Origin of the sequence: Bacillus sp. AFS088145 (genome assembly GCF_002564465.1) — a bacterium.
Classification (GTDB): Bacteria; Bacillota; Bacilli; order Bacillales; family Bacillaceae_G; genus Gottfriedia.
Map to the genome: position 1 here is coordinate 1 of NZ_NUUX01000048.1, position 21,583 is coordinate 21,583.

Here is a 21,583-nt window from a genome sequence, read left to right on the forward strand (position 1 = left end):
CCCGTTGATCCTGTTACTCCGGTTGTTCCAGTTAATCCTGTTGTTCCGGTTGCTCCTGTTTCTCCTGTCGCCCCGGTTATTCCCGTTACTCCCGTTACTCCGGTTGCTCCGGTTACTCCCGTTGTCCCTGTCGCTCCCGTTACTCCTGTTGCTCCTGTCGCTCCGGTTACTCCCGTTGAGCCTGTTACTCCTGTTGCTCCCGCTACTCCCGTTACTCCGGTTGCTCCTGTTACTCCTGTTGCTCCCGTTACTCCTGTTGCTCCTGTTACTCCCGTTACTCCTGTTGTTCCCGTTACTCCTGTTGCTCCTGTCGTTCCGGTTGCCCCGGTTGGGCCTGTCGCTCCGGTTGTTCCTGTTAATCCGGTTACTCCCGTTACTCCGGTTCCTGTCGTTCCGGTTGCCCCGGTTGGGCCTGTTGAGCCAGTTACTCCTATTGGTCCGGTTACCCCGGTTGCTCCCGTTGATCCAGTTGAACCTGTCGTTCCAGTGGATCCTGTTGCTCCTTTTGCTCCTGTTACACCCGTTGTTCCCGTTATCCCAATACCAGTTGCTCCAGTCGGCCCTTGGGGACCAGTTTTACCTTTTTTCCCTCTAGGTCCTCTACAACATTTATCACAACAGTAACATTCTTTTGAATCTTTACATTTACAGTCCTTACATTTGCATTTCTTATATTCTTTACACTCGCAGTTCTTACATTTAAATTTCTTACAATTTTTACACTCACAATTCTTACATTTCTTACATTTGCAATCTTTACAATTACAAGATTTTTTATTTTCTTTGTTGTCTTTTCCCAAATTATCACCTTTTCTTACTAGAGTAGCGATTTGGTAATAAATTCTTGTCCATTTTCCATACCAATATAATCTATGTTTTTACATTAAAATTTGAATAGTTTATATGTTTATAAAATAAATGGTAATTTTTTACATAGAAAAATATGGAATAAAGATAGATATTTTTATAGTTTAAAACTCAAAAAAAAGAGGATATCTTTATCCTCTTAAATAAAATTAAACCTGCGCTCTAAGGATGTAACGCGAAAAAGTAATCGGCAATCCTTCATTAGTTGCATTTTGTTCAAATATTCGTTTTACTTCTAAGAAATTATTTTCTATTATATCTTTAATTAGCGATTGTTTTTGGCCGAAGCATCTTAGTATTAAAACATCCAGTGGCGTATGTAAAAATTCAAAACTATTAATAACTTGTATTTCTACACTTTCAAACTTACTTAATTCAACTCTTTGTTTTATCGTTTTTAAAATTGGGTTCTCACTATTAATTGATTCAAAAAGATTAGGAAATAATTTAGGCAATTCAGTTCCTAAATCATCACCAGGATGAAGCCCTAGGATTGTGCCTCCTTTTTTTACTACTCTTTTAAGTTCTTGATAAGCTGATGTAGGTCCTTTTCGGTTATATGCACAATCAAACTCCTCCGATTCAAAAGGTAATCCATTTTTTGTGCTGCCAACTACAAAATTCACATTTGTTTTTTGGATTCATTTCCACTTTTAATAAAATCATTTGCAAGATCAAATCCTACAATTTCTTTTGCTTTTTCACTACATTTAATTGTAAATTCTCCATGTCCACACCCTACATCTAAAACAGTTTTATTATTAATCATTTCAAATACTTCATTATTAAAAATTAACTCCCCATTCGGCTCTGAAATTGTTGAATTCCAAGGATATGTGTATTCCCCATATAACTTGCCTATTTGTTCATACCACCTTTTTGAATGTGGTAATGTGGTGTTACCCAATCTTTATGTAATGTGGGATCGATTAATTTCATAAATATTAATACTCCTTTATTCTTTATCAGAATAAATAACATTCCTCACATCTGGATAAATCCCTTCTTATAAAAGTAAAAATATTCATAAACCATTTGACTTATTGATTAATTCGATAAATTTCTCGCGCTATTGATTCAATTATATAGACCACTGGAACTTGAGTAGTAATATTTGCTTCTTCAAAATACTCTTCTGTTACATAATAAGGAATATTTAGGTCAGAAATTTTTGCTATTGTTGACAATTTGTTGTTCGTTATACTAATAATTTTACACCCTTCTTGTTTAAGTAAATTCAGATGATTTACTGTGAAAATAGTTTCACCGGAGACTGACAAAGCGATTGCTATACTATTTTTTGTTAATTTAGAATGAATCGGAAAATGTGGGTCTTTTATATAAAGTGAAAATTTTCCTAAACTTGAAAAGTACCTCGAGCCGTATTCAGCAAGAATACCTGAACTACCTATTCCAATAAAAATTACATTTTCAGCTTTGTTTATTTCAATAGCAGCCTCTTTCACTTTATCTTCTAAATCCCCTTTTAAAGATCTCTCAAAAAATTCCACTAGCGTATGTTGAGAGCTTTTAACGAAGGTTCGTTTCTCCTCTTCCAAATACATTTTTAACTTTACTTTAAATTCAGAAAAACCGTCGCAATTTAGTTTTCTACAAAAACGTAAGATTGTTGAAGTTGAAACATGGGTTTCATCTGCAATTTCACGTATACGCATATAAGCGACTTTTTCCATATTTTGCGAAATGTAATTATATAAAGATAACTCTAACTCATTAAAAGATGCGATTTGTTCATTTGAAAACATGTTATATAGTTCTCCTTTTATAACTAGCTCCTAATTATATTTAATCTATTTATTATCTTAACATACAAAATAAAAAACACAGCGTTACATTCATGAAACAATTATTTACTTTTGTGAATAGAAACTAGATTCCATTCACTTATTTACTAACAACTCCGTTAACGTTATGATTCGTTTATATTCTCATTAATTAAAAATATGGATTTATGTAAACAACTAAAAAGAACTTAGGAGGTAAAAAAATGAATCAGTTTAAGTTTCCTAAAGATTTTTTATGGGGTGGCGCTACTGCTGCTAATCAAATGGAAGGCGGATTTTATGAAGGAAATAAAGGTTTAAATATAGCCGATGTTCTTCCAGGCGGAAAGGAAAGACTGAACATTTTACAGTCACCTGGATTTAATTTTGAGATTGATCGTTCGAAGTATAATTATCCTAACCATGAAGGAATCGACTTCTATCACCGATATAAAGAAGATATTGCTTTATTTGCGGAAATGGGTTTTAAAGTTTTCCGAATGTCAATTGCTTGGACAAGAATCTTTCCAAATGGAAATGAATTAGAAGCAAATGAAGATGGTTTGGCTTTCTATGACCGTGTTTTTGACGAACTACACAAATATAGCATTGAACCAGTTGTTACAATTTCACACTATGAAATGCCAGTAAATCTTGTAAAACAATATGGCGGTTGGAGAAATCGAGAAGTAGTAACCTTCTTTGAAAGATATGTCAACGCAATCTTCAATCGTTATAAAAACAAAGTAAAATATTGGATGACTTTTAATGAAATTAATAGTGGATTAATTATGCCAATTATGGGCCTTGGTTTTTCTATAAAAGAAGAAAAAGATAAATACCAACCAACATTTCAGGCGTTTCATCATCAATTTGTTGCAAGTAGTATTGCTGTCAAAGCATGTCATGAAATCATTCCAGATTCTCAAATTGGATGTATGATTTTATATGCTCCGGTTTATTCATTTGATTCGAATCCAAAAAACGTAATGTATGCCCTTGAAGAAGAGCGCTTTTTTAATTACTTCTGTGCAGACGTTCAGGTTCGTGGCGAATATCCGACATTTATTAATCGCTTCTTTAAGGAAAACAAAATTAAGATTGAAATGCAAGATGGGGATCTAGAATTAATTAAAGAAGGCACTGTTGACTATATTGGCTTCAGTTATTATATGTCTAGAACAGAGAAAAAGGATAAATCAGACTTAGAAAGCTCACAAGGAAATCTGATTGGCGGAGTTAAAAACCCTTTCCTAAAAGCAAGTGACTGGGGCTGGGAAATTGATCCAGAAGGTTTACGAATTAGTTTAAATCAATTGTATGATCGTTACCAAGTGCCGTTATTTGTTGTTGAAAACGGCCTAGGTGCATATGACAAAGTCGAAGAAGATGGATCAATTAATGATTATTATCGAATTGATTATTTACGTGAGCATATTAATGCTATGGGAGAAGCAATGCAAGATGGCGTAAAATTGATGGGTTATACTAGCTGGGGTTGTATTGATCTTGTTAGTGCATCATCAGGTGAGTTCTCAAAACGTTATGGTTTCATTTATGTCGATAAACATGATGACGGTAGTGGAACATTAGAACGAAAGAAGAAAAAGTCATTTTTCTGGTACAAAGATGTCATTGCTTCAAATGGAGAAAAACTTTAATTAAACAGAAAGGAACTTCAGCTAATTTGAAGTTCCTTTCTTCATATTATAAATCAACTACATTTTTGGGGATTTCAACCCTTATTCATTTTCTATTCTCACCATTAATTTACCATCTTTATAAATTGTTAAGTAAACTGTATCACCGACTTTCAAGGCAGGGTGAGAATTTTTGTCTTTTATTTCTTTTTCAGTAAATCCGTATTTCTCAGAATCATCGCAAACAATTTGATACTGGTTTTTATTATCTGTTTTTGGAAGATCGATAACTTCACAAACATTAGTTTTTAAATTTGAATCTACGGTCATTAATTCTTCTTTATTAACAAGAGTAATTATTCTTTCTGATTTAGGAATTTTGATAATAATGGGATGTGCTTTAGCGTGATTAAAATTAATAATAGATATAGATATGATAATTCCGAGGGTTATAACAAAGGTACCTAAAATTATTCCTGCTGTCTTCAATTTTTCAATTTTATCTCTCTCCAAATTAAAGTACACCTCATCTTTTTAGTATCTATATTCCCTAAAACTAAATGAAATCCTTCTTTCAATTTAATACAAAAAAAGGCTTTTTACATCGTTAAATGTAAAAAGCCTTTAACTTCTATAATGATTTTAAACGTTCGATTCGTTTTTCTAATGGTGGATGCGTTGAGAATAATCTTGCGAATTTCTCTTTTCCGCTAATTTTAAAAGCTGCAATCGATTTTTGACGATCATCAACTAATCTTATATTTCGACTTAATGATTCTAAAGCATGAATCATGTTATCTTTTCCACCAAGTTCTGCTGCATACCTGTCTGCCTTAAACTCCCTATTTCTTGAATGCCAGAAAATAATTGGACTACTTAAAATACTAAATACAATCTCAAATACTACTGAACAAAGAAAATAAACTACATAAGATAACTCTTCTCTTACAAAATTAGAAACAATTTTTGCAACTAAACGGGAGAAGAAAATGACAAAAGTGTTAATTATACCTTGTAATAATGTCGTAGTAACCATATCTCCACTTTTTATATGGGCAATTTCGTGTGCTAGAACACCACTAATCGCTGGTCGATCCATTGTCTCGATCATTCCACTAGAAACAGCTACTAAAGATCGTCTTTTACTAGGTCCTGTAGCAAAAGCATTGACTTCAACTGAATCATATACGCCCACCTGTGGCATCTTCTTTAAACCAGCAAGTTTTGCTAAACGATAAGTCTCTTCTAGTACAAAATTTAATCGATCAATTTGTGAAGAACGAGGATCAATTAATTTTACACCCATAACCCATTTGGCCATTATACGTGAGAATAACAATGAAATAATCGCTCCACTAAAACCTGCAATTACACTAAATGCAAGCAGTACCCAGTATCCCCCATTACCAATATAACGTGGTACACCTAATAATGTTGTAATCGTTGTAATTGTAATTAACACTAAAATATTAACAAAAATAAAGAAAGAAATACGTTTAAACAAAATCGTTCCTCCCTAACTATATACTTGAAAGACTATTATATTTAACTTATATTTTTAAATATAGAGCCTAATTTCTTATACAATCCAAGAACACAATAAATTTCTTAAACTTATATTCATTCATTCTACTATAAAACTCGAAATTTGTTATATTAGATTTCTCAAATTTTATGACTTATGAAAGTTTGCTAGATTTTCTCCAAATTAAAGTAAAGAATAGGATTAAGATCCCTACTGAAAATCCAAGAATTTGATCTATTAAAAGCTCACCAGTTTTAATTAAATGAAGAATAAAAGTCCCACCAAAAATAATGATGATTAGTAATGATAGTTGGAGCATATAATGATTAATTTTCATCTTTTCACCTCCACTACTTTTAATATACTATCCCCCTTTTTAAGCCAATAGTACTATATTCCATTTTTCCGTCCAAATTATACAAACCAAAAGAACTATGAAAACGCATTACAAATGTCATCTTCTTTAGTTATTTTAAGCATATTAGAAAAAAATGACAAATGGACAACTTCTACAATCATAGGATTAATTGATTAAGACTTTTAGAATATGATTTGGGAGGGACCGTATTGATCAGAAAATGGCTTGCTGTTTTAATTTTAACCTGTCTTATGTTTGTGGGTATTGGTATTAAACCTAGCCAGGCAGCTACATCTCAATTCATTATAATTAATAAATCAACAAATCGACTAGCTTATTATGAAAATGGTAAACTCTACAAAGTTTTTAAAGTTGCCACTGGTAAAAGTCCAACTCTAACGCCAGAAGGTAAGTTTAAAATTGTAAATAAGATTGTGAATAGACCTTACTATACAGGTCATATTCCTGGCGGAGATCCAAGAAATCCACTCGGAAACCGTTGGCTTGGATTAAATGCTCGTGGTACATGGGGAACTACATATGCCATCCACGGTAACAATAATCCAAGTTCGATTGGAAAATACGTCAGTCACGGCTGTGTTAGAATGTATGATAATGAAGTAGAATGGCTTTTTGATAGAGTAAAATTGAGCACACCTGTAGTCATTATAACTTCAAGTAAATCATTTGACTCAATTGCAAATTCAAATGGATACAAAGTAACAAGTAGTAGTGGTGGTTCAAATGCTGTAATCCCAACTGGAACTGTGTTAAAAAAGGGAAATCGTGGAGATACAGTTAAAAAACTTCAACAAAAGCTTACATCACTCGGATATAGTACAAAAGGCATCGATGGTATCTTTGGAAACAATACAGACCAAGCCGTGCGCAAATTTCAAAAAGACCGGCATTTAAAAGTAGATGGAATCGTAGGACCTGCAACGATTAAAGCACTTGGCGGTTTATAAGTTCGACTATTAATAGAGGATCTTCCTCTATTTTTTTATTTCTAGTAATCTTTTTTCCCTAAAACCTAATCACTAAACCTTAGCTTTTTTTATTTTTAACCAGTTTATAATATGGTCCATTAGCTCCAATGAATTTCGTTGATTCACCCTTGATGTAGAAGAAACTAAACTTTTCGATATAATTGCTATACTCTTCAATATTAATATCCTAAATCAATTGAACAAAACTAGATACAATTTGATTAAGAGATTCATAAAAGTGTTGATGTGGCTTAACAATTCACCCATATAAAAAAAGTCTTCTAAAATTAGAAGATCCCTTTCATTATACATTTCTATTGAAATAAAATCTCACAAAAAAGACAATAAATACTATAAATATTGCTATTTGTGTATTTGAGGTGTTCTATATATTGAAACAGTATTGTGCTGAAAACTGGATTTCCATGCATGGTACTATTCCAATCCAAATAAGCTTTTTTGTATTAGTCATATACTATTTTTTTCATCTTCAAATTCAAGCTTAAAATAATTCACAACACGACTATAAAATGGATAAATAATTCCTATTACAATAAGAAACCAACCTATATTTGTAAGATATTTTGGACCAGAAAAATTAGAAAAGTAGGTTAATGTTACTATTAATAATCCAAACAAAATATACAAAGCAGAAATTAATTGTTTCATCATTATCTCCTTTTACATTTTTATTATTTAATTTAAACTCAATAATGGGCTCACAATTACCTTTTACTTTTTTGAACTCTCTTTTCCAAGTAGTTTAAAAGTAGCTTTCTTAAATAAACTATTCACTTGCCAAAATTAATTTTCTTGTTTTACTATCATATATTTTATAACTAACTTCAAAATTATGATCTTTTGTAACTGTCACCTTACAATAATATGGAACTGATCTCCCATAAGCATCCAGTTTAGGAAAATCTCTGAAAGTAAATATTTCATCTGTATCTTGCATATCAAAATCTGCTTCAGAAGTACGGCTTGAACTATCAATTTCTATAACACATCTACCGCTTACAACATCATATTGTTTAAATACAACATACTTAAGACTTGGAAGAGTAAACGCTAAAAGTAAAACACCAAGTAATAAACATCCAATACTTTTACTGATATTTACCAACGAATAGACTCGATCAATAAACATTGGCATAAATATAAAAACTGCTCCTACTATCAAAAACAATCCTGCTATGAGCATAGAAAAATATGTTAACATTTTTTCACTTCCTATAAAAATAAAACTATAAACTATCTATTATTTTGGAAATCCTTTTTCATATACTCCAACCATTTTAAATTTTTAAAATTAATTATTTAATAGAAGGCGGCATTTGATATACAAAAATTAATAGATATTCTATCTTTATTCTCGATTATCAAAATCTAGTAATTTTATACAATTTCTTTCTTCATCATCTATATTCATTGAGGTGATATCTTCTATCTTGAATATTGATTCTCCATCGTATTGACCATATTGGTTTATGACCGATAAAACGAGGATATCATCTACTTTACATTTAATGATACCTTGCACGTTAGCTCTTTCCAATAATTCTACTAAAATTAAAAATTTATTTTGATAAGCAAAATCAAGAATACCTTCCATTAAATTTTTATTTTCCATTTCAAGCTTCATATGGGTTTGTTTCTTAGTTAAATATAGTTTTTTTATTTTTCGTAGATAGCGAGAATCTATATTAATTTGAAAAATAGTGTCTGTTTTCATTAATGAAAAGCCATCGTACATTCCATTTGGAGTAATATTAGCTAAAATTACATAGTCATCTGATACATAAAGAACCTTTGCAACAGCACATATATCAACATCCCCTAAATCATTATAAATTTCAACGAGGTCTTCTGTATTTGTTAATTTAATTAATTGTTCCTTCACGAAAAATCACCTCCAATATTTTCATTTTTTACTTTAACATTATACAATGTTATTTAGTTAAGCTTATTCAATTTTCATTTAAATAGGAATACATTGAACCAAGGAGTGTTTGGAATGGCACGTGTTTTATTTATAAATGGAGGCTCAGAAGGGCATATCAATCCTACTATTGCAATTGTAGAAGAGCTTATTTCACGAGGTGAAGAGGTTGTCTACTTTTCGATAGAGTCTTTTCGAGAACGAATTGAAAAGACTGGAGCTACAATGTGCACAATTGATGAACAAAAATTTATTAAAGCTTTTCTCTCAGGTGGTCGTACTCATTTGCTAGAAAGAATCAATGGTCTATTACATACAGCAGAAATCGTAATACCTAGTGTTCTTGAACAGATTAAAGGAGAGCATTTCGATTACATCATACACGATTCAATGTTTGGTTGTGGACGTTTAATTGCTCAAATTCTTAATCTTCCCGCAATCAGTTCTTGTACTTCTTTTGCAGAGACAAAAGAAACATTCGATAAAATGTTGGAAAAGCAGTCAAAGAATATTCCTGAAGAGATAATTAAACCGATTAATGATGAATTTAAGAAACTGTCATTAAATATTATGAAAAAATATGGTGTAGAGATCAATTCATATTTTGAAGTTTTTTGTAATCCTACCCCATTAACAATCGTATATACAACTAGAGCCTTCCAACCTGATGGGGAAGCCTTTAATCATACATACAAATTTGTCGGCCCATCTATCGGTTCACGAATACAACAGGATCCTTTTGACCTTTCTACCATTAAAAGTAAAAATCCTATATATATTTCTCTGGGAACTGTTTTTAACCGCTCAATTGATTTTTATAAGTTATGTTTTGAAGCATTTGGAAATAGTGAACACTCAGTCGTAATGTCGATTGGTAAACATACCAATCTAGATGATTTAGGGGTTATTCCTTCAAACTTTATTGTAAAACAATATGTTCCACAGACCGAAGTACTAAAATATACTAAATTATTTATAACTCATGGTGGAATGAATAGCACAAGCGAGGGTCTCTATTATGGTGTTCCATTAATCGCAATCCCACAGAACGCTGATCAGCCAATGATTGCAGAGCAAATAGCCAAGATTGGTGCAGGTTTGCAATTACAATCACAAAATTTAACACCAATACAACTACGTGAAGCCGCGGAAAATGTGTTAAATAATAACTCGTCTTACAAAAAAGCAATCGACAACATAAAGAAATCTTTTCGAGAAGCGGGAGGCTATCATCAAGCTGTTAATGAGATCTTCCAATTTTATAAAAATGCTAAGTAACACCTTTTCATCTTCCTATTCCTTTCTTTTCTAGTCTTCTAAAGAGTAAAATGAGAGCCGATGTTTGGCTCTCATTTTTATTCAACTATAGAAAAGATACGATTTCTAACCAATGATAGACTGGCACTGACATTCTAATATTTAGAAATAATTCTAAAATAACCGATTTAATTTTATACAAATGGGGAATGTATAACTAGTATTGAATAAAATTAAGGAGACCTTAAATGGATAATAAACATTCGATAAAGCAGGCAGTACTTGACAAAAAAAAGGCTAATCTTGAAAAAGGAAAAACATCTAAACTTTCTTGGTGGCAGCTTTCTTTGATCGGAATTGGTTCGATCATTGGGGCTGGATTCTTTTTAGGTACTGGTTTATCGATCCAAATAGCAGGTCCAGCAATATTGCTCAATTATATTATTGGAGGAATCACTTCCTTTTTTGTATTTAGTGCACTTGCGGAAATGACAGTAGCCGATCCAGAGCCAGGCTCTTTTAGAACATACGCGAAAAAAGCATTTGGCAATTCGATGGGATTTGTATCTGGCTGGATGTATTGGTTATCTGGTGTATTTATAATCTCCAGTGAAGCTGTAGCACTTGGCACCTTTGCCAAATTTTGGTTCCCGAATGTTCCTCTTTGGATTTTTACAGTTTTCTTTGTCATTATTGCATTCGCTATTAATCTTTTAGGAGTAAAAAATTTCGGGAAAATAGAATCGCTTTTCGCCATAATAAAATTATCTACTTTAGTTATCTTTATTTTATTTGGGGTATTATTAATAACCCAAATTATTACCCCAGAAACTAATTCAGTAAAAGGATTAAACAGTATTCACCCATTTTTAGCAACCGGAATGAAAGGAATGTGGTCGGCTTTAATATTTGTATTTTTTTCTTTTGGAGGCATAGAAATAATTGGAATCGCTTCATCTGAATTGAAAAATAGAGAAGATATTCCAAAAGCGGGAATAGGAATGCTCATTGCACTAGTTGCTGTGTATATTTCATCTATTTTCTTTGTATTAATGATGGTACCTTGGTCAAAGATTAACGCATCAAAAAGTCCTTTCGTTTCAGCTCTATCGGTTTTTCATTTTCCTTATATCGATTCCTTTTTCAACTTAATTATTATTAGCGCTGCCTTATCAACTATGGTGGGATCTCTTTTCTCAGTAACTAACATTATGGTTTCATTAGCGGAAGATGGTGAGGCACCTAGGAGAATAGCAAACAGGGACAAGCGAGGAACTGCTTTAAAGGCATTATTTCTAACGGGGTTTGCAGTAGCTATTTCTTTAATATTTTCTTTTATTCTACCAGGAAAAATATATGAATATATAACAACTGCAGCAGGCGTTATGATGATTTTGAATTGGACAACAATCTTATCATCACAAATTAAACTAAGAAAAGAAAGAGATAAAAATGATCATTTTAAAATGTTCGGTTACCCCTTCACTTCTTACTTAGGCATTTTATTAATACTAGTGGGGGTCTCAGGTGGATTAGTTCACGCAACTCAAAGAATGGGAGTCTTTATTAGTTTAGGTTTAATTCTCATTATCTTTTTAAGCTACTTTTTTATTTTCAAAAATAGAAAAAAGTCATATCAATATTAAAGAAAAAGCTGAATCGAAATAATGATTCAGCTTTTTCTATTAACAATTTAAAAAATGATGCCCATTGCACCTATAGCATCAATTAAAAAACGAATGTTATACTTTAACACCTTACATGTTTACGCTTAAATCCTAATAAACCTTTATCTAAATCTTTTTGAATTTTTTCAAAGCAAAGTAAAATGGTGCTTTTTTTCTTGTCCTTTTTCATTTCGACTGGTCCAATGGCTTTTGCAGTTTCAACCGCTTTTTCATGTTGAGGTAAATATGAAATGGCTACTGTATAAATAAAATTATTCATTGCAGATTTTGTTCGTTCAGGAGATTCATGGATTGTATCTTTCACCTGGTCAAGCAGATATGAAATTTTGTTTGCGTCAAATTCAGTATCCGAGCGATTCCCCAAAAGCCAACAGTAACAGCTCCAACCAGCTGACATTTTAAGTTCGTCTCCGCTAGCAATCCATTTATCGGCTACCTCTTGCGCAATATCAGCTTCAGCTAAAGTAACCGCAACTACATAGTCTGAAAGCATATAGAAATAAGCTCCATCAATCCAACTTTCAAAGTCTTCTTCAGTCATTTTCAAAGGCTCTGCAATCATCCCCGCAAAATACATCGCATCGTAATTTCCTGTTGCATATAATTGATTCGCTAATTGCTGATCCATTTTAATTTTCTTAGCAATCGGCTTCATTGCCCCTGTTGCCACTCCAAATAGTGGCTCATGTGCCCCGTTACTTATGTATGTCTTTTTTGTCCGTTCTTTACCTAATGCTTCTAGTTCCTGCATAACTGTTTCCAATTCCACCGTTTTACACTCCCTTACTTTACATTCCAATACATTGTTTCCTTTTATCAAAATTTTTTTCAAGCAACTCTAAATTAGCACAAAAAGAATTTACAAATTCAAAATAAATAGAACATTTACCATGCACTATTATATCATTTCTTCTACTACTACTTATCCAACCAATTCTTCCTTATAACCTTAAAAAAATAAGTTGCCATAACAACTCATTTTTTAAAACATTATTTAATCATTACAACTCTATATAATTTATGATATTTTTTATTGATTTGGCATTCTCAATACCAACGCTTCGATATCCGTTAAATCCATTAATTTTTATGACCGCACCACTTTTTGTGAACCAAAGTAATGAACTATATTCAACTGTTTCATCTATTGGACTTCTGAATGATAACTGAATATCATATTTAGCTAAATCAACAATTGGTTTTTCTACTTTTTTACTAAATAAAAATATTTCTTCTAATTGATTTAATTTTGCTTGTTTTGCTACTTTTACTGGTTTACATTTGATTATATTTTCCCCAAATTTTGTGTAGTTGTAACCAATCAATATTTCATTTTTTGCTTTGGTATACTTCATTTTTTCAAAATAAAATCCACCTAAGCATAAAGCTAGGATTGCTAGGCATATCAAAAATATATATGGCTTTCTCAATTATAGCCCCTCCGTAAAAAAGATCCGCTTTCTAATATGTCATAACCATATTTTACCATTTTTAAAGGTAGTTTAATATAAAAAATGTTCTAGTTTCATCTATCTTTCACATATTTTACTAGTTGGTTTTCGATGACTAGATTTCGGTCGGATTTCACATAATTGATTTGAGTTTTGTCCTATGTAGTTAGATTAAGCAAAAACTCGCTATAATAATTAGCGAGTTAATTTTTGTTATTTAGAAATGGTTTAAAACACTACTTTGGTATAAATTTTCCAATCTCATTTGACAAAATTGAAGTATCCCACGGATACCAGTAGTAGTTAGCTCCGTCAAATTCAATCGTATACTTATAAGCGATTGGTTCATCTGTATACAGTACAATTTCATAGCGAGTAGAATCTGTATGATCATTGTTTGGTTGAAAATTAGAATCATCCTTACTATTCTTTAAGATAGCTAGAAAGTTAACTATCTTATCTTTGTCTTTAATCTCAGATATCTTTTTCGCGCTAGGTGAATAAGATTGGTAGATTTCAATCAGATCTACTTTTTCGATTGGTACATCTTTAAAATACCACTTATAATCAGTTGTTCCTTTTGCAAAATAGATTCTATATCCATTTATTGCCGTTTTGTCTTTTAAGGCAATTAATTCAGGATTACCCTTGATTGAATAAATGGCCGTTCCTTTCTCATGGAATGCTGCATCTCCATCTTTTATTTTATAACTGGGATTTGTAACATGATCTGCTACCCTGAATTTAACTTCCCCTACTTTTTCATTAATGAATTCTTCATTAGCTAATATTCCTGATTGAATGCCATTGTACTCAACCCCATTAATTCTAACAAAATCTACCCAATCTATTATTGATTGGCTTTCTGAAGGGGTGAAACGACAAGCGACAAGTAGTAAAGGCAATATGATAAACGAGAGCTTGAACAGACTAACCCTTTTCATTAAAACCTCCTTAAAAATAGTCTTTTTTTAATAGTATTCAATTTCTTTAATGAAATGCCTTTCATAGATTCAGCTATAAGTGTTGTTCCTATTAACGACGGGAGATCCGCTCCTAAGATTCCACTCTTGGAAAGATACATCATGTTTATGCTTGAACTCAATTATTCTTCACTCCTATTATTATTAATCTCTATTAATAGATCAAAGAGATTAATATGTGAAACGGAGATTAGATTAAAAAGTGGTTAAATGATCGGAATGAAATAGTTTTGACTACCATCTATGTAAAAAGAACTAAAAACTAATTCTATTAAAAGATTAAATAGTATCCTAAACGCCTTACTCCTCTTAATTTCCCAAATTGTATTCATATGAAAACAATTCCTTATTTTCCGTGACAAAAGCACATTTTTTATAAAAGGCTGTCTTTGAAAGCACTTACATTCTACTTGCACATAAAATATATTGAATGGAGGGATGAATGAATGGAAAGAATTTTTTTAATGTTAGCTAGTATTATTGCTGGTTTTGCTTTAATCAAAATGCCTTTAGCAGGCACATTCTTATCAAGTGTAGAGCCATTAACAGATTTAATTGGTATTTTAGCTATTTTAATTTTCTCCCTTTTCCTAATATACAAAGGGTTTATGAATCTTATCGGTAAGTAGGCAGTATATTAGGTTTAGGCATCTTATTAAAATAGACTAAAGATACAAATTATTAAATAAACCTGTATCTGATTACTAGTTAATCTTAGATACAGGTTATTTTTTTTACTTTTTTAGTGTTCTTTCTTTTTAATTGAATTATTTCCCTTAACTCGCTTTAAGGTAGCAACAATCAGAAAGCTTACAATTACTAATAAGAGCCATGAACTTACTTTACCTAGATGAACTAAACTCCATGCAACCGACTGATTAGGATATTGCCATGCACCAAAAAACGTTGCAATATTTTCGGCTATCCATATAAAAAATCCGATTAGTACGAAAGAAAGTGCGATTGGCATACGGTACCTGGTCCCATGAATTTCATAAGTGACCCAAGATTTCCAAAAAACAATTATGACAAGCCCTGATAACCACCAACGAACGTCCATCCAAAAATGGTGAGTAAAGAAATTCAAATAAATTGCTGCTGCAAGTGAAGCAACTACTAAAAATGGTGGCCAATTAATTAGTTCAACATTCAACCTTCTCCACGCTTGACATAAATAACTGGCAACACTTGCGTACATAAATCCACTATATAGTGGCACTCCAAATAGTTTAGAGTATCCTTCCCCAGGATATGCCCAAGAGCCCATATGTACCTTAAAAAGTTCAAGTGCAAGGCCAATTAGGTGAAACAGTGTAATGACCTTTAATTCATCCAATGTTTCAAGCTTAGTACGCACCATCAGCCACTGCATCAATATACAGATGAGTAGTAGCCAATCATATCTTGGAAGAAATGGAAGTGGCACAATTTTAGTAAAAGCTAAAGAGGCAAAAATCACAACAGGAAAAATACATGATAAAGCCTGCTCCCAACCAAATCGAACAAGTTGTTTGACCGCTCTAATAAAATGTGACTCAGCCTTTTGAACTATTAAATTCACAATTAGCTCTCCTTCTTAATTTTATCTACTTCATCATTTTTGTACTCTAAAATATCTCCAGGTTGACAGTCTAAGGCCTTACAAATCGCTTCTAAAGTTGCAAAACGAATCGCTTTTGCCTTACCGTTTTTCAATATAGAAAGATTCGCCATCGTAATCCCAACCTTTTCTGAAAGCTCGGTTACACTCATTTTCCTTTTCGCCAACATCACGTCAATATTGATAATAATTGCCATTTTCTTCACCTCAGACCGTTAAATCATTTTCTGATTTTATATCAATCGCTTCTTTCAAAAGCCTTTCGAGAACGGCCGCAAAGACTGCAATTACCAATGAAGCAAAAATCAAGACCATGCCAATAACGATAATTCCTGGAGCGTCATCCATATCAGCAATTAAATAAAATAGTGGCAATCCTAGTACATACAGTACACTAATTGCGATTGCACTGAATTTTATTTTCTTTAAAGCGTTAACCGATAATTCCGAGAAAGCTTTGTTTTTATCAATGTAGCTTAAAAGTTTAAAAGCTTGATAAAGAGCAAAATAGAAAGGAATCGCTGCAGCATATAGATCTATAAAAATGAAATATTTCATTAAAGCAATATTCGGATACAGTTCAGCAGCAAATTCTGCAATCTTCGGAACCACAAATATACACAATGCAAGAACTGGGAGCCCAATAAGAATCACTACTATTTTTAAAAAGAGCGTTGACCCTCGTTTCATAAATGCACCTCACTAAATTATTTTCAATTTGAATTTATCATATATTTTATCGTTTTACAATAAATTATTGTTGTTTTTTATTATATTATTATCGTTATGAAATTATCCTTATATTTTATAAAGAAAAAAAGCATTTCTCACCTAAAGAAATGCTCATGTGAAATCTAAATCCAATCTATCCTCAGAAAGACAAAATTTTTTTAAATGTTAGAGTTGAAATAAATTAACAGATTAATTTTACTGTTTGTAACATATTACTGTTTTTAACAGTATATTGTTATTAACAGTGATAAATTATTCTTTGTGATGAAATCTACGCATTTAGGAGGTTTACTATTTATGAAGCATACAGGCAGGCATACCGGTGCGTTTCTTTTATTGTTTTTAACAGAGGGGGCTAGTTATGGAGGGAAGCTTTTGCAGAAGTGTGAGGAAGAACTACCAATCAATCCAATAGACAGTTCCATATTATATCGCACGCTAAAGCAATTAGAGACTGAAGGTGCTGTTGAGTCTTATTTAGGTACATCCGAACAAGACAAACCAATTAAGATGTATAAAATTACTGAAGTTGGAAAAGAAAAATTGGAAGAATTTCAAATAAACATTGAAGAAAAGCTTAAGAATTTAACATTTTTCTTGCAAAGATACAATGTATGGAAGGTGAAGAATCATGATTAATGCTTCGATCCTATACAGTTTAGCAATCATCCTTACTATTATTTCTTTTATAAAGGATCGAAAAAAAACGAAAGAAGCTCTATTAAAATCTTGGAAAATGTTTTGTAATATTTTTCCTGAAATTTTAACGATTATGTTTTTTGTAGGACTATCCTTATCCTTATTAACACCTACACTCATTTCATCAATTATTGGGGAGCACTCTGGAATAAAAGGAATAATACTATCTACATTAATTGGTTCTGTTGGACTAATTCCAAGTTTTATCGTTTTTCCTCTTGGAGAAACATTAGTCCAAAATGGTGCTGGCCTCCCACAAGTAGCAGTGTTAATGTCAACATTAATGTCAGTAGGAATTATTACTTTACCTATGGAACAAAAATTATTTGGAAGAAGTTTTGCATATGCACGTAATGCAAGTGGACTTTTAATGTCTCTTTTATTTGCCTATATTATTTGGTTGGTGATGGTATGAGTCAATTAAAAAAATATCGTTTCTTTTTTATTTTGTTAGTAGCGTTCATCGTTCTAACATTAATAAACCACTCCCTTGGAATGAAAGCAATTCAATTAACTGGAAATAGTATATTAAATATGTTTTTTCTCCTCCCACCTGTTTTAATTTTTGTAGGCTTACTTGATAAATGGGTTGAGAAAGAAAATCTTATTAAATATATGGGAGATAAATCTGGTATTTACGGTGTTTTGTTTGCTCTCCTACTAGGAGGTATTGCAGCCGGTCCTTTAAATCTAGCATTTCCGATTGCGGTACTTTTATTGAAAAAAGGAGCGAGTATTCGCTATGTTGTATTCTTTTTAGGCGTTTGGACAACGGCTAAACTACCTGTCGTTATCTATGAGTTTGATTCATTTGGTATTAAATTCACACTTATTCATTTATGTTTTGGCTTAATATTTTACTATTTAATGGGCATCATTTTTGAGAAGTTTTATAATCGTAAACAATTGTTAAGTTATGAAGATCACCCAGATATTTCTATATAGGTATATACTACGAATAAATGAAAACAGTCATTATTTTAATTAGGTCTTAGTGAAAAAAAGAGTACAAAATGAAGAGCGAATTTATACTCAACATCAATAAATTAAATGAATAAAGGCAAACTCAAGAAGACTAGCCCGTATGCTAGTCTTCTTGAAATGTAAACCGCTATCTTTTGTTTAGGTTCAATTGCAGTCTTATGAAATGTTCAATTATATAACCTATTAAACTAACATTTCCCAACGTAATCTATCTTAAAACTTTCTCTTCAATTTTTTGTAAAATCTGTACGAGTGTCTAGTAAAATCTAGGAATTTTAACGGTATTTTTATAGGTACTTTATACAAAGTTTTTTTATATAGTTTATAGTAAGCTTTGACTAAATCTTCCCACTTTTCATCCTTTCCTTTTTTGTAAAAGTCAGATATATCTACAACGTACCCCCTACCATCTTTCATCATCACATTTTTCCCGTGAACGTCGTATGGATTTAACCCACGACTTATCGCATACTTAAGCGCAATATTTACATCTTTAATCACACTCTCAGGAATTCGATCACCATTTGCAAGGGCGTTGTATAGGGTAATTCCATCTAATCTTTTTAATACTAGATATTTTTCACCGAATTGGATCAATTTCGAATAAGCTGGATGCTCTCCTAATTGTTTATAGACTTGAACTTCTTTTTCTAAACCATCTAGATCTTTTCCATAAACTTTAACAACCACATTTGGTTCAGAATGATGTATAAAAACGGCAGCATAATTACCTGAGCCAATGCATTTCCAACCTTTTGGTATATTCTTAACTACTATTGGGTCATTTGGATGTTCACTCTTGAGGTATACATTCGGAATTAATTCCTTTTCAATTAGAATCTTAAAATCAGATTGATTTGTTAAAATAGACATGCATTTACCCCTTTATAACTGTTTACTATTATTTCTCAATCTATTAGCCTATTAGAATTTACCAATCCCTTTAATAATAGCTAACAATAATAAAAGATTTTATTTCTTAAATAACTGATTTACTTTGTTTTTATCTTTTAAATTAGTGTGGATTAGTTCCTCTAGGTCCTTTTCATTCGTATAAGAACTTAAATCTTTTCCATACCATTCATTAAATTGTTGTCTTGTCACAGTATATTTTTGATCAGCAAAATCAAAAACAATCCATTCTACGTTTTTGATCAATGCAAATAAGTAAGTTGCATTATTTATTACGATATTTTTAGTATTAGCCGGTAAATTCTTATAATCAATCGTTATACCATAAGGCTTCTTTTTTGTTTGGAGTGACATTTTGGTGAATTCATTATGATTTGGTAATTGTTTTATAATACTTCCTAAAGCACTGTTATTACCGACATAAGAATTTTTATAATGAAAAATATCCTTATTTGTGTTTTTGTTAAAGGAACAGCTGGTTAAACTGATTAATAATATTAATAGTATGAAATAACCCAAAATTTTTTTCATATTTACCCCTTTGCTCTTTTTAATTGAGTACAAGTTCAATTCGTGAGCACAATAAACATACGATTTTAATAAGAAATATATTAAACTTCATAACAAGCGTGCAAATTGTGAAATAGGAGCTGATTAATCAGCTCCTATTTGATCTTAAATTTCATTTTACATATGAAGACCTTGTTCACGTTCTTTCTTTCCTCCACTTGACCAAATCACGACTGGTATAAGAATTAAGGATAAGATTCCTCCAGCTAATGATAATGTTGCATAACTTGAATTAGCAACAATCATACCAGACAATGCGCCTCCTGATGCCCCTGCTAGTGCGATAAATACATCCACAGTACCTTGGGTTTTGGCGCGTGTAGTAGAATCTGTTGAATCAACGATTTGAGCAGTCCCACTGATTAGTCCAAAATTCCATCCTAATCCTAGTAACGAAAGAGCAACTACTAGGAGAATCATCGAATCACTTGGTGCTGATGCGGCTAATACTCCTGCTAGTAATAAAGTGGCTCCAGATGCAATTGACATAGCTGTTCGCCCTATTTTATCTACAAGAATACCTGTAATGAGTGAAGGAAGATACATCGAGCCAATATGGAACGCAATCACAATACCTACTTCGTTTAGTCCATGCCCGTGATGTTTCATGTGAATAGGTGTCATTGTCATAATAGCAACCATAACAATTTGTGTCAGTACCATTGTCGTTGCTCCTACAGCAATACCCCTCTTTGCTTTCATATTCTCAATTTCTGTGGAATGAACTACATCCACTTTTTGTGTTTTATTTGACTCGATTATTTTTGCTAAAATCAACGGGTCTGGATTAAGCATTATGAAAAGAAAAAGGCCGGCCAAAATAAAAGCTGTTGCCGATAAAATGAATGGCCCTGCAAGTGCTGGCACGCCAATGGAGACTGCCAATTTTCCCATAGGGCCTACTAGGTTAGGACCTGCAACAGCACCAAATGTTGTGGAAACCATTGCAATACTAATCGCTTTTGCACGTTGCTTATTATTTGCTAAATCAGTTCCTGCATATCTAGCTTGCAAATTGGTAGCTGTTCCTGCACCGTAAATCAAAAGTGATGCAAATAAAAGGATAATACTGTTTGTCATTGCCGCAATTACTACACCGATTGCTCCAAGTCCACCTGTAAAAAATCCTGCAGCAAGCCCGATTCGTCTACCAAATCTTTGAGAAAGCCTACCAACAATTAATGCCGCTCCTGCTGAACCTAATGTAAAAAGGGATGCCGGAAGACCAGTAAAAGCATCTGTCCCTAGCATTTGTTGAGCTAATAATGCACCAACTGTAACTCCGGCAGCTAATCCAGCTCCACCAAAAATTTGCGAAATGCTAACCATCAATAGTGTCCGTTTATATAGCATTTTTTGTTTTTCCTCTGAATTCACATAATCCATTGCAAAATTATGCGCTCGATTATTCATTTATACACCTACTTTTAGTCGTGCGATTTTCAAAAAAATAATTGCAATAATATCAGTGAATGTAAGCGTTTAATTTACATCTCTTTTATTTTAACAAATATCTATTTATATCAAACTATTTTTTTTATCTTCTTTTGTAAATTTAACATATAAAACAAATGCATCGAGCCTTTTGACTTGATGCATTTC

Annotated in this window: 26 protein-coding genes and 1 pseudogene; 8 read left to right on the forward strand and 19 right to left on the reverse strand. The window is 32.2% G+C overall.

From position 1 onward, the window contains the following. From COI44_RS22435 to COI44_RS22445, 4 genes and pseudogenes are all read right to left on the reverse strand, one after another. Positions 1-800 (reverse strand): annotated as a pseudogene (locus COI44_RS22435) (hypothetical protein); the annotation flags it as partial. Positions 801-1,016: 216 nt separating this feature from the next. Next, positions 1,017-1,493: a hypothetical protein gene (locus COI44_RS24750; RefSeq protein ID WP_286164051.1), complete on the reverse strand. Its 477-nt coding sequence runs from the start codon at positions 1,491-1,493 to the stop codon at positions 1,017-1,019. Beyond that, on the reverse strand, positions 1,490-1,636 hold the full coding sequence (locus COI44_RS24755; RefSeq protein ID WP_286164052.1) for a methyltransferase domain-containing protein: 147 nt from the start codon (positions 1,634-1,636) through the stop codon (positions 1,490-1,492). The genes COI44_RS24750 and COI44_RS24755 overlap by 4 nt, the downstream gene beginning before the upstream one ends. Positions 1,637-1,907: 271 nt before the next feature. Further along, positions 1,908-2,633 carry a MurR/RpiR family transcriptional regulator gene (locus COI44_RS22445; RefSeq protein ID WP_098429871.1) on the reverse strand — a complete coding sequence of 242 codons (726 nt, stop codon included), beginning with the start codon at positions 2,631-2,633 and terminating at the stop codon, positions 1,908-1,910. Positions 2,634-2,875: 242 nt separating this feature from the next. Between COI44_RS22445 and COI44_RS22450 the strand changes: the two genes are divergently transcribed. Beyond that, positions 2,876-4,312, forward strand: coding sequence for a glycoside hydrolase family 1 protein (locus COI44_RS22450; protein WP_098429872.1), 1,437 nt, complete (start codon positions 2,876-2,878; stop codon positions 4,310-4,312). Between the two features lie 81 nt (positions 4,313-4,393). Here the strand turns inward: COI44_RS22450 and COI44_RS22455 are convergent, their stop codons facing one another. The 3 genes from COI44_RS22455 to COI44_RS22465 form a co-directional block, all read right to left on the reverse strand. Further along, positions 4,394-4,804 (reverse strand): hypothetical protein, encoded by a 411-nt coding sequence (locus tag COI44_RS22455; RefSeq protein ID WP_098429873.1) that lies wholly within the window; start codon positions 4,802-4,804, stop codon positions 4,394-4,396. Positions 4,805-4,922: 118 nt separating this feature from the next. Beyond that, the gene (htpX, locus tag COI44_RS22460; protein WP_098429874.1) at positions 4,923-5,795 is read right to left on the reverse strand and encodes a protease HtpX; all 873 of its coding nucleotides are present in this window, start codon (positions 5,793-5,795) and stop codon (positions 4,923-4,925) included. A 175-nt stretch (positions 5,796-5,970) separates the two neighbouring features. Beyond that, complete coding sequence (locus COI44_RS22465; RefSeq protein WP_098429875.1) at positions 5,971-6,153, reverse strand: hypothetical protein; 183 nt, start codon at positions 6,151-6,153, stop codon at positions 5,971-5,973. Positions 6,154-6,383: 230 nt separating this feature from the next. Here COI44_RS22465 and COI44_RS22470 point away from each other — a divergent pair, with 230 nt between their 5' ends. Continuing rightward, positions 6,384-7,142 (forward strand): L,D-transpeptidase family protein, encoded by a 759-nt coding sequence (locus COI44_RS22470; protein WP_286164054.1) that lies wholly within the window; start codon positions 6,384-6,386, stop codon positions 7,140-7,142. Positions 7,143-7,631: 489 nt separating this feature from the next. On the opposite strand, the gene COI44_RS22475 is transcribed toward COI44_RS22470, so the two are convergent. The 3 genes from COI44_RS22475 to COI44_RS22485 form a co-directional block, all read right to left on the reverse strand. Continuing rightward, entirely contained in the window at positions 7,632-7,832 is a 201-nt protein-coding gene (locus tag COI44_RS22475) for a hypothetical protein (protein ID WP_098429876.1), read from the reverse strand. A 118-nt stretch (positions 7,833-7,950) separates the two neighbouring features. Beyond that, positions 7,951-8,319 (reverse strand): hypothetical protein, encoded by a 369-nt coding sequence (locus COI44_RS22480; protein WP_142329298.1) that lies wholly within the window; start codon positions 8,317-8,319, stop codon positions 7,951-7,953. 213 nt (positions 8,320-8,532) lie between these two features. Continuing rightward, entirely contained in the window at positions 8,533-9,066 is a 534-nt protein-coding gene (locus tag COI44_RS22485) for a hypothetical protein (protein ID WP_098429878.1), read from the reverse strand. A 114-nt stretch (positions 9,067-9,180) separates the two neighbouring features. On the opposite strand from COI44_RS22485, the gene COI44_RS22490 reads away from it, so the two are divergent. Continuing rightward, positions 9,181-10,383, forward strand: coding sequence for a macrolide family glycosyltransferase (locus tag COI44_RS22490; protein WP_098429879.1), 1,203 nt, complete (start codon positions 9,181-9,183; stop codon positions 10,381-10,383). A 227-nt stretch (positions 10,384-10,610) separates the two neighbouring features. Next, complete coding sequence (locus COI44_RS22495; RefSeq protein WP_098429880.1) at positions 10,611-12,008, forward strand: amino acid permease; 1,398 nt, start codon at positions 10,611-10,613, stop codon at positions 12,006-12,008. 103 nt (positions 12,009-12,111) lie between these two features. Here the strand turns inward: COI44_RS22495 and COI44_RS22500 are convergent, their stop codons facing one another. The 3 genes from COI44_RS22500 to COI44_RS22510 all read right to left on the reverse strand — a co-directional run bounded on the left by COI44_RS22500 (position 12,112) and on the right by COI44_RS22510 (position 14,445). Continuing rightward, on the reverse strand, positions 12,112-12,819 hold the full coding sequence (locus COI44_RS22500; protein ID WP_098429881.1) for a DNA alkylation repair protein: 708 nt from the start codon (positions 12,817-12,819) through the stop codon (positions 12,112-12,114). Between the two features lie 232 nt (positions 12,820-13,051). Further along, positions 13,052-13,480, reverse strand: a complete 429-nt coding sequence (locus COI44_RS22505) for a hypothetical protein (protein WP_098429882.1) — start codon at positions 13,478-13,480, stop codon at positions 13,052-13,054. Between the two features lie 257 nt (positions 13,481-13,737). Continuing rightward, positions 13,738-14,445 carry a hypothetical protein gene (locus COI44_RS22510; RefSeq protein ID WP_098429883.1) on the reverse strand — a complete coding sequence of 236 codons (708 nt, stop codon included), beginning with the start codon at positions 14,443-14,445 and terminating at the stop codon, positions 13,738-13,740. A gap of 485 nt (positions 14,446-14,930) precedes the next feature. Between COI44_RS22510 and COI44_RS22515 the strand changes: the two genes are divergently transcribed. Beyond that, complete coding sequence (locus COI44_RS22515; protein ID WP_069034392.1) at positions 14,931-15,113, forward strand: hypothetical protein; 183 nt, start codon at positions 14,931-14,933, stop codon at positions 15,111-15,113. 113 nt (positions 15,114-15,226) lie between these two features. Here COI44_RS22515 and COI44_RS22520 read toward each other — a convergent pair whose 3' ends face one another. The 3 genes from COI44_RS22520 to COI44_RS22530 are packed head-to-tail and all read right to left on the reverse strand — an operon-like array spanning position 15,227 to position 16,774. Next, complete coding sequence (locus tag COI44_RS22520; RefSeq protein WP_098429903.1) at positions 15,227-16,009, reverse strand: DUF817 domain-containing protein; 783 nt, start codon at positions 16,007-16,009, stop codon at positions 15,227-15,229. A gap of 38 nt (positions 16,010-16,047) precedes the next feature. Further along, positions 16,048-16,281 carry a helix-turn-helix domain-containing protein gene (locus tag COI44_RS22525; RefSeq protein WP_098429884.1) on the reverse strand — a complete coding sequence of 78 codons (234 nt, stop codon included), beginning with the start codon at positions 16,279-16,281 and terminating at the stop codon, positions 16,048-16,050. 10 nt (positions 16,282-16,291) lie between these two features. Continuing rightward, entirely contained in the window at positions 16,292-16,774 is a 483-nt protein-coding gene (locus COI44_RS22530) for a DUF2975 domain-containing protein (RefSeq protein ID WP_098429885.1), read from the reverse strand. Between the two features lie 339 nt (positions 16,775-17,113). On the opposite strand from COI44_RS22530, the gene COI44_RS22535 reads away from it, so the two are divergent. Genes COI44_RS22535 through COI44_RS22545 form a run of 3 tightly spaced genes read left to right on the forward strand, consistent with a single transcriptional unit; the run spans position 17,114 to position 18,460 of the window. Then, the gene (locus COI44_RS22535; RefSeq protein WP_098429886.1) at positions 17,114-17,455 is read left to right on the forward strand and encodes a PadR family transcriptional regulator; all 342 of its coding nucleotides are present in this window, start codon (positions 17,114-17,116) and stop codon (positions 17,453-17,455) included. After that, positions 17,448-17,930 carry a hypothetical protein gene (locus COI44_RS22540; protein WP_098429887.1) on the forward strand — a complete coding sequence of 161 codons (483 nt, stop codon included), beginning with the start codon at positions 17,448-17,450 and terminating at the stop codon, positions 17,928-17,930. Before COI44_RS22535 ends, COI44_RS22540 begins: the two co-directional genes overlap by 8 nt. Next, on the forward strand, positions 17,927-18,460 hold the full coding sequence (locus tag COI44_RS22545; protein ID WP_098429888.1) for a permease: 534 nt from the start codon (positions 17,927-17,929) through the stop codon (positions 18,458-18,460). The genes COI44_RS22540 and COI44_RS22545 overlap by 4 nt, the downstream gene beginning before the upstream one ends. Before the next feature lie 252 nt (positions 18,461-18,712). Here COI44_RS22545 and COI44_RS22550 read toward each other — a convergent pair whose 3' ends face one another. From COI44_RS22550 to COI44_RS22560, 3 genes are all read right to left on the reverse strand, one after another. Next, positions 18,713-19,372, reverse strand: coding sequence for a serine/threonine-protein kinase (locus COI44_RS22550; protein ID WP_098429889.1), 660 nt, complete (start codon positions 19,370-19,372; stop codon positions 18,713-18,715). A 99-nt stretch (positions 19,373-19,471) separates the two neighbouring features. Then, on the reverse strand, positions 19,472-19,942 hold the full coding sequence (locus tag COI44_RS22555; RefSeq protein ID WP_098429890.1) for a DUF4825 domain-containing protein: 471 nt from the start codon (positions 19,940-19,942) through the stop codon (positions 19,472-19,474). A gap of 156 nt (positions 19,943-20,098) precedes the next feature. Next, positions 20,099-21,394: an MFS transporter gene (locus COI44_RS22560; RefSeq protein ID WP_098429891.1), complete on the reverse strand. Its 1,296-nt coding sequence runs from the start codon at positions 21,392-21,394 to the stop codon at positions 20,099-20,101. Positions 21,395-21,583: the final 189 nt, after the last annotated feature.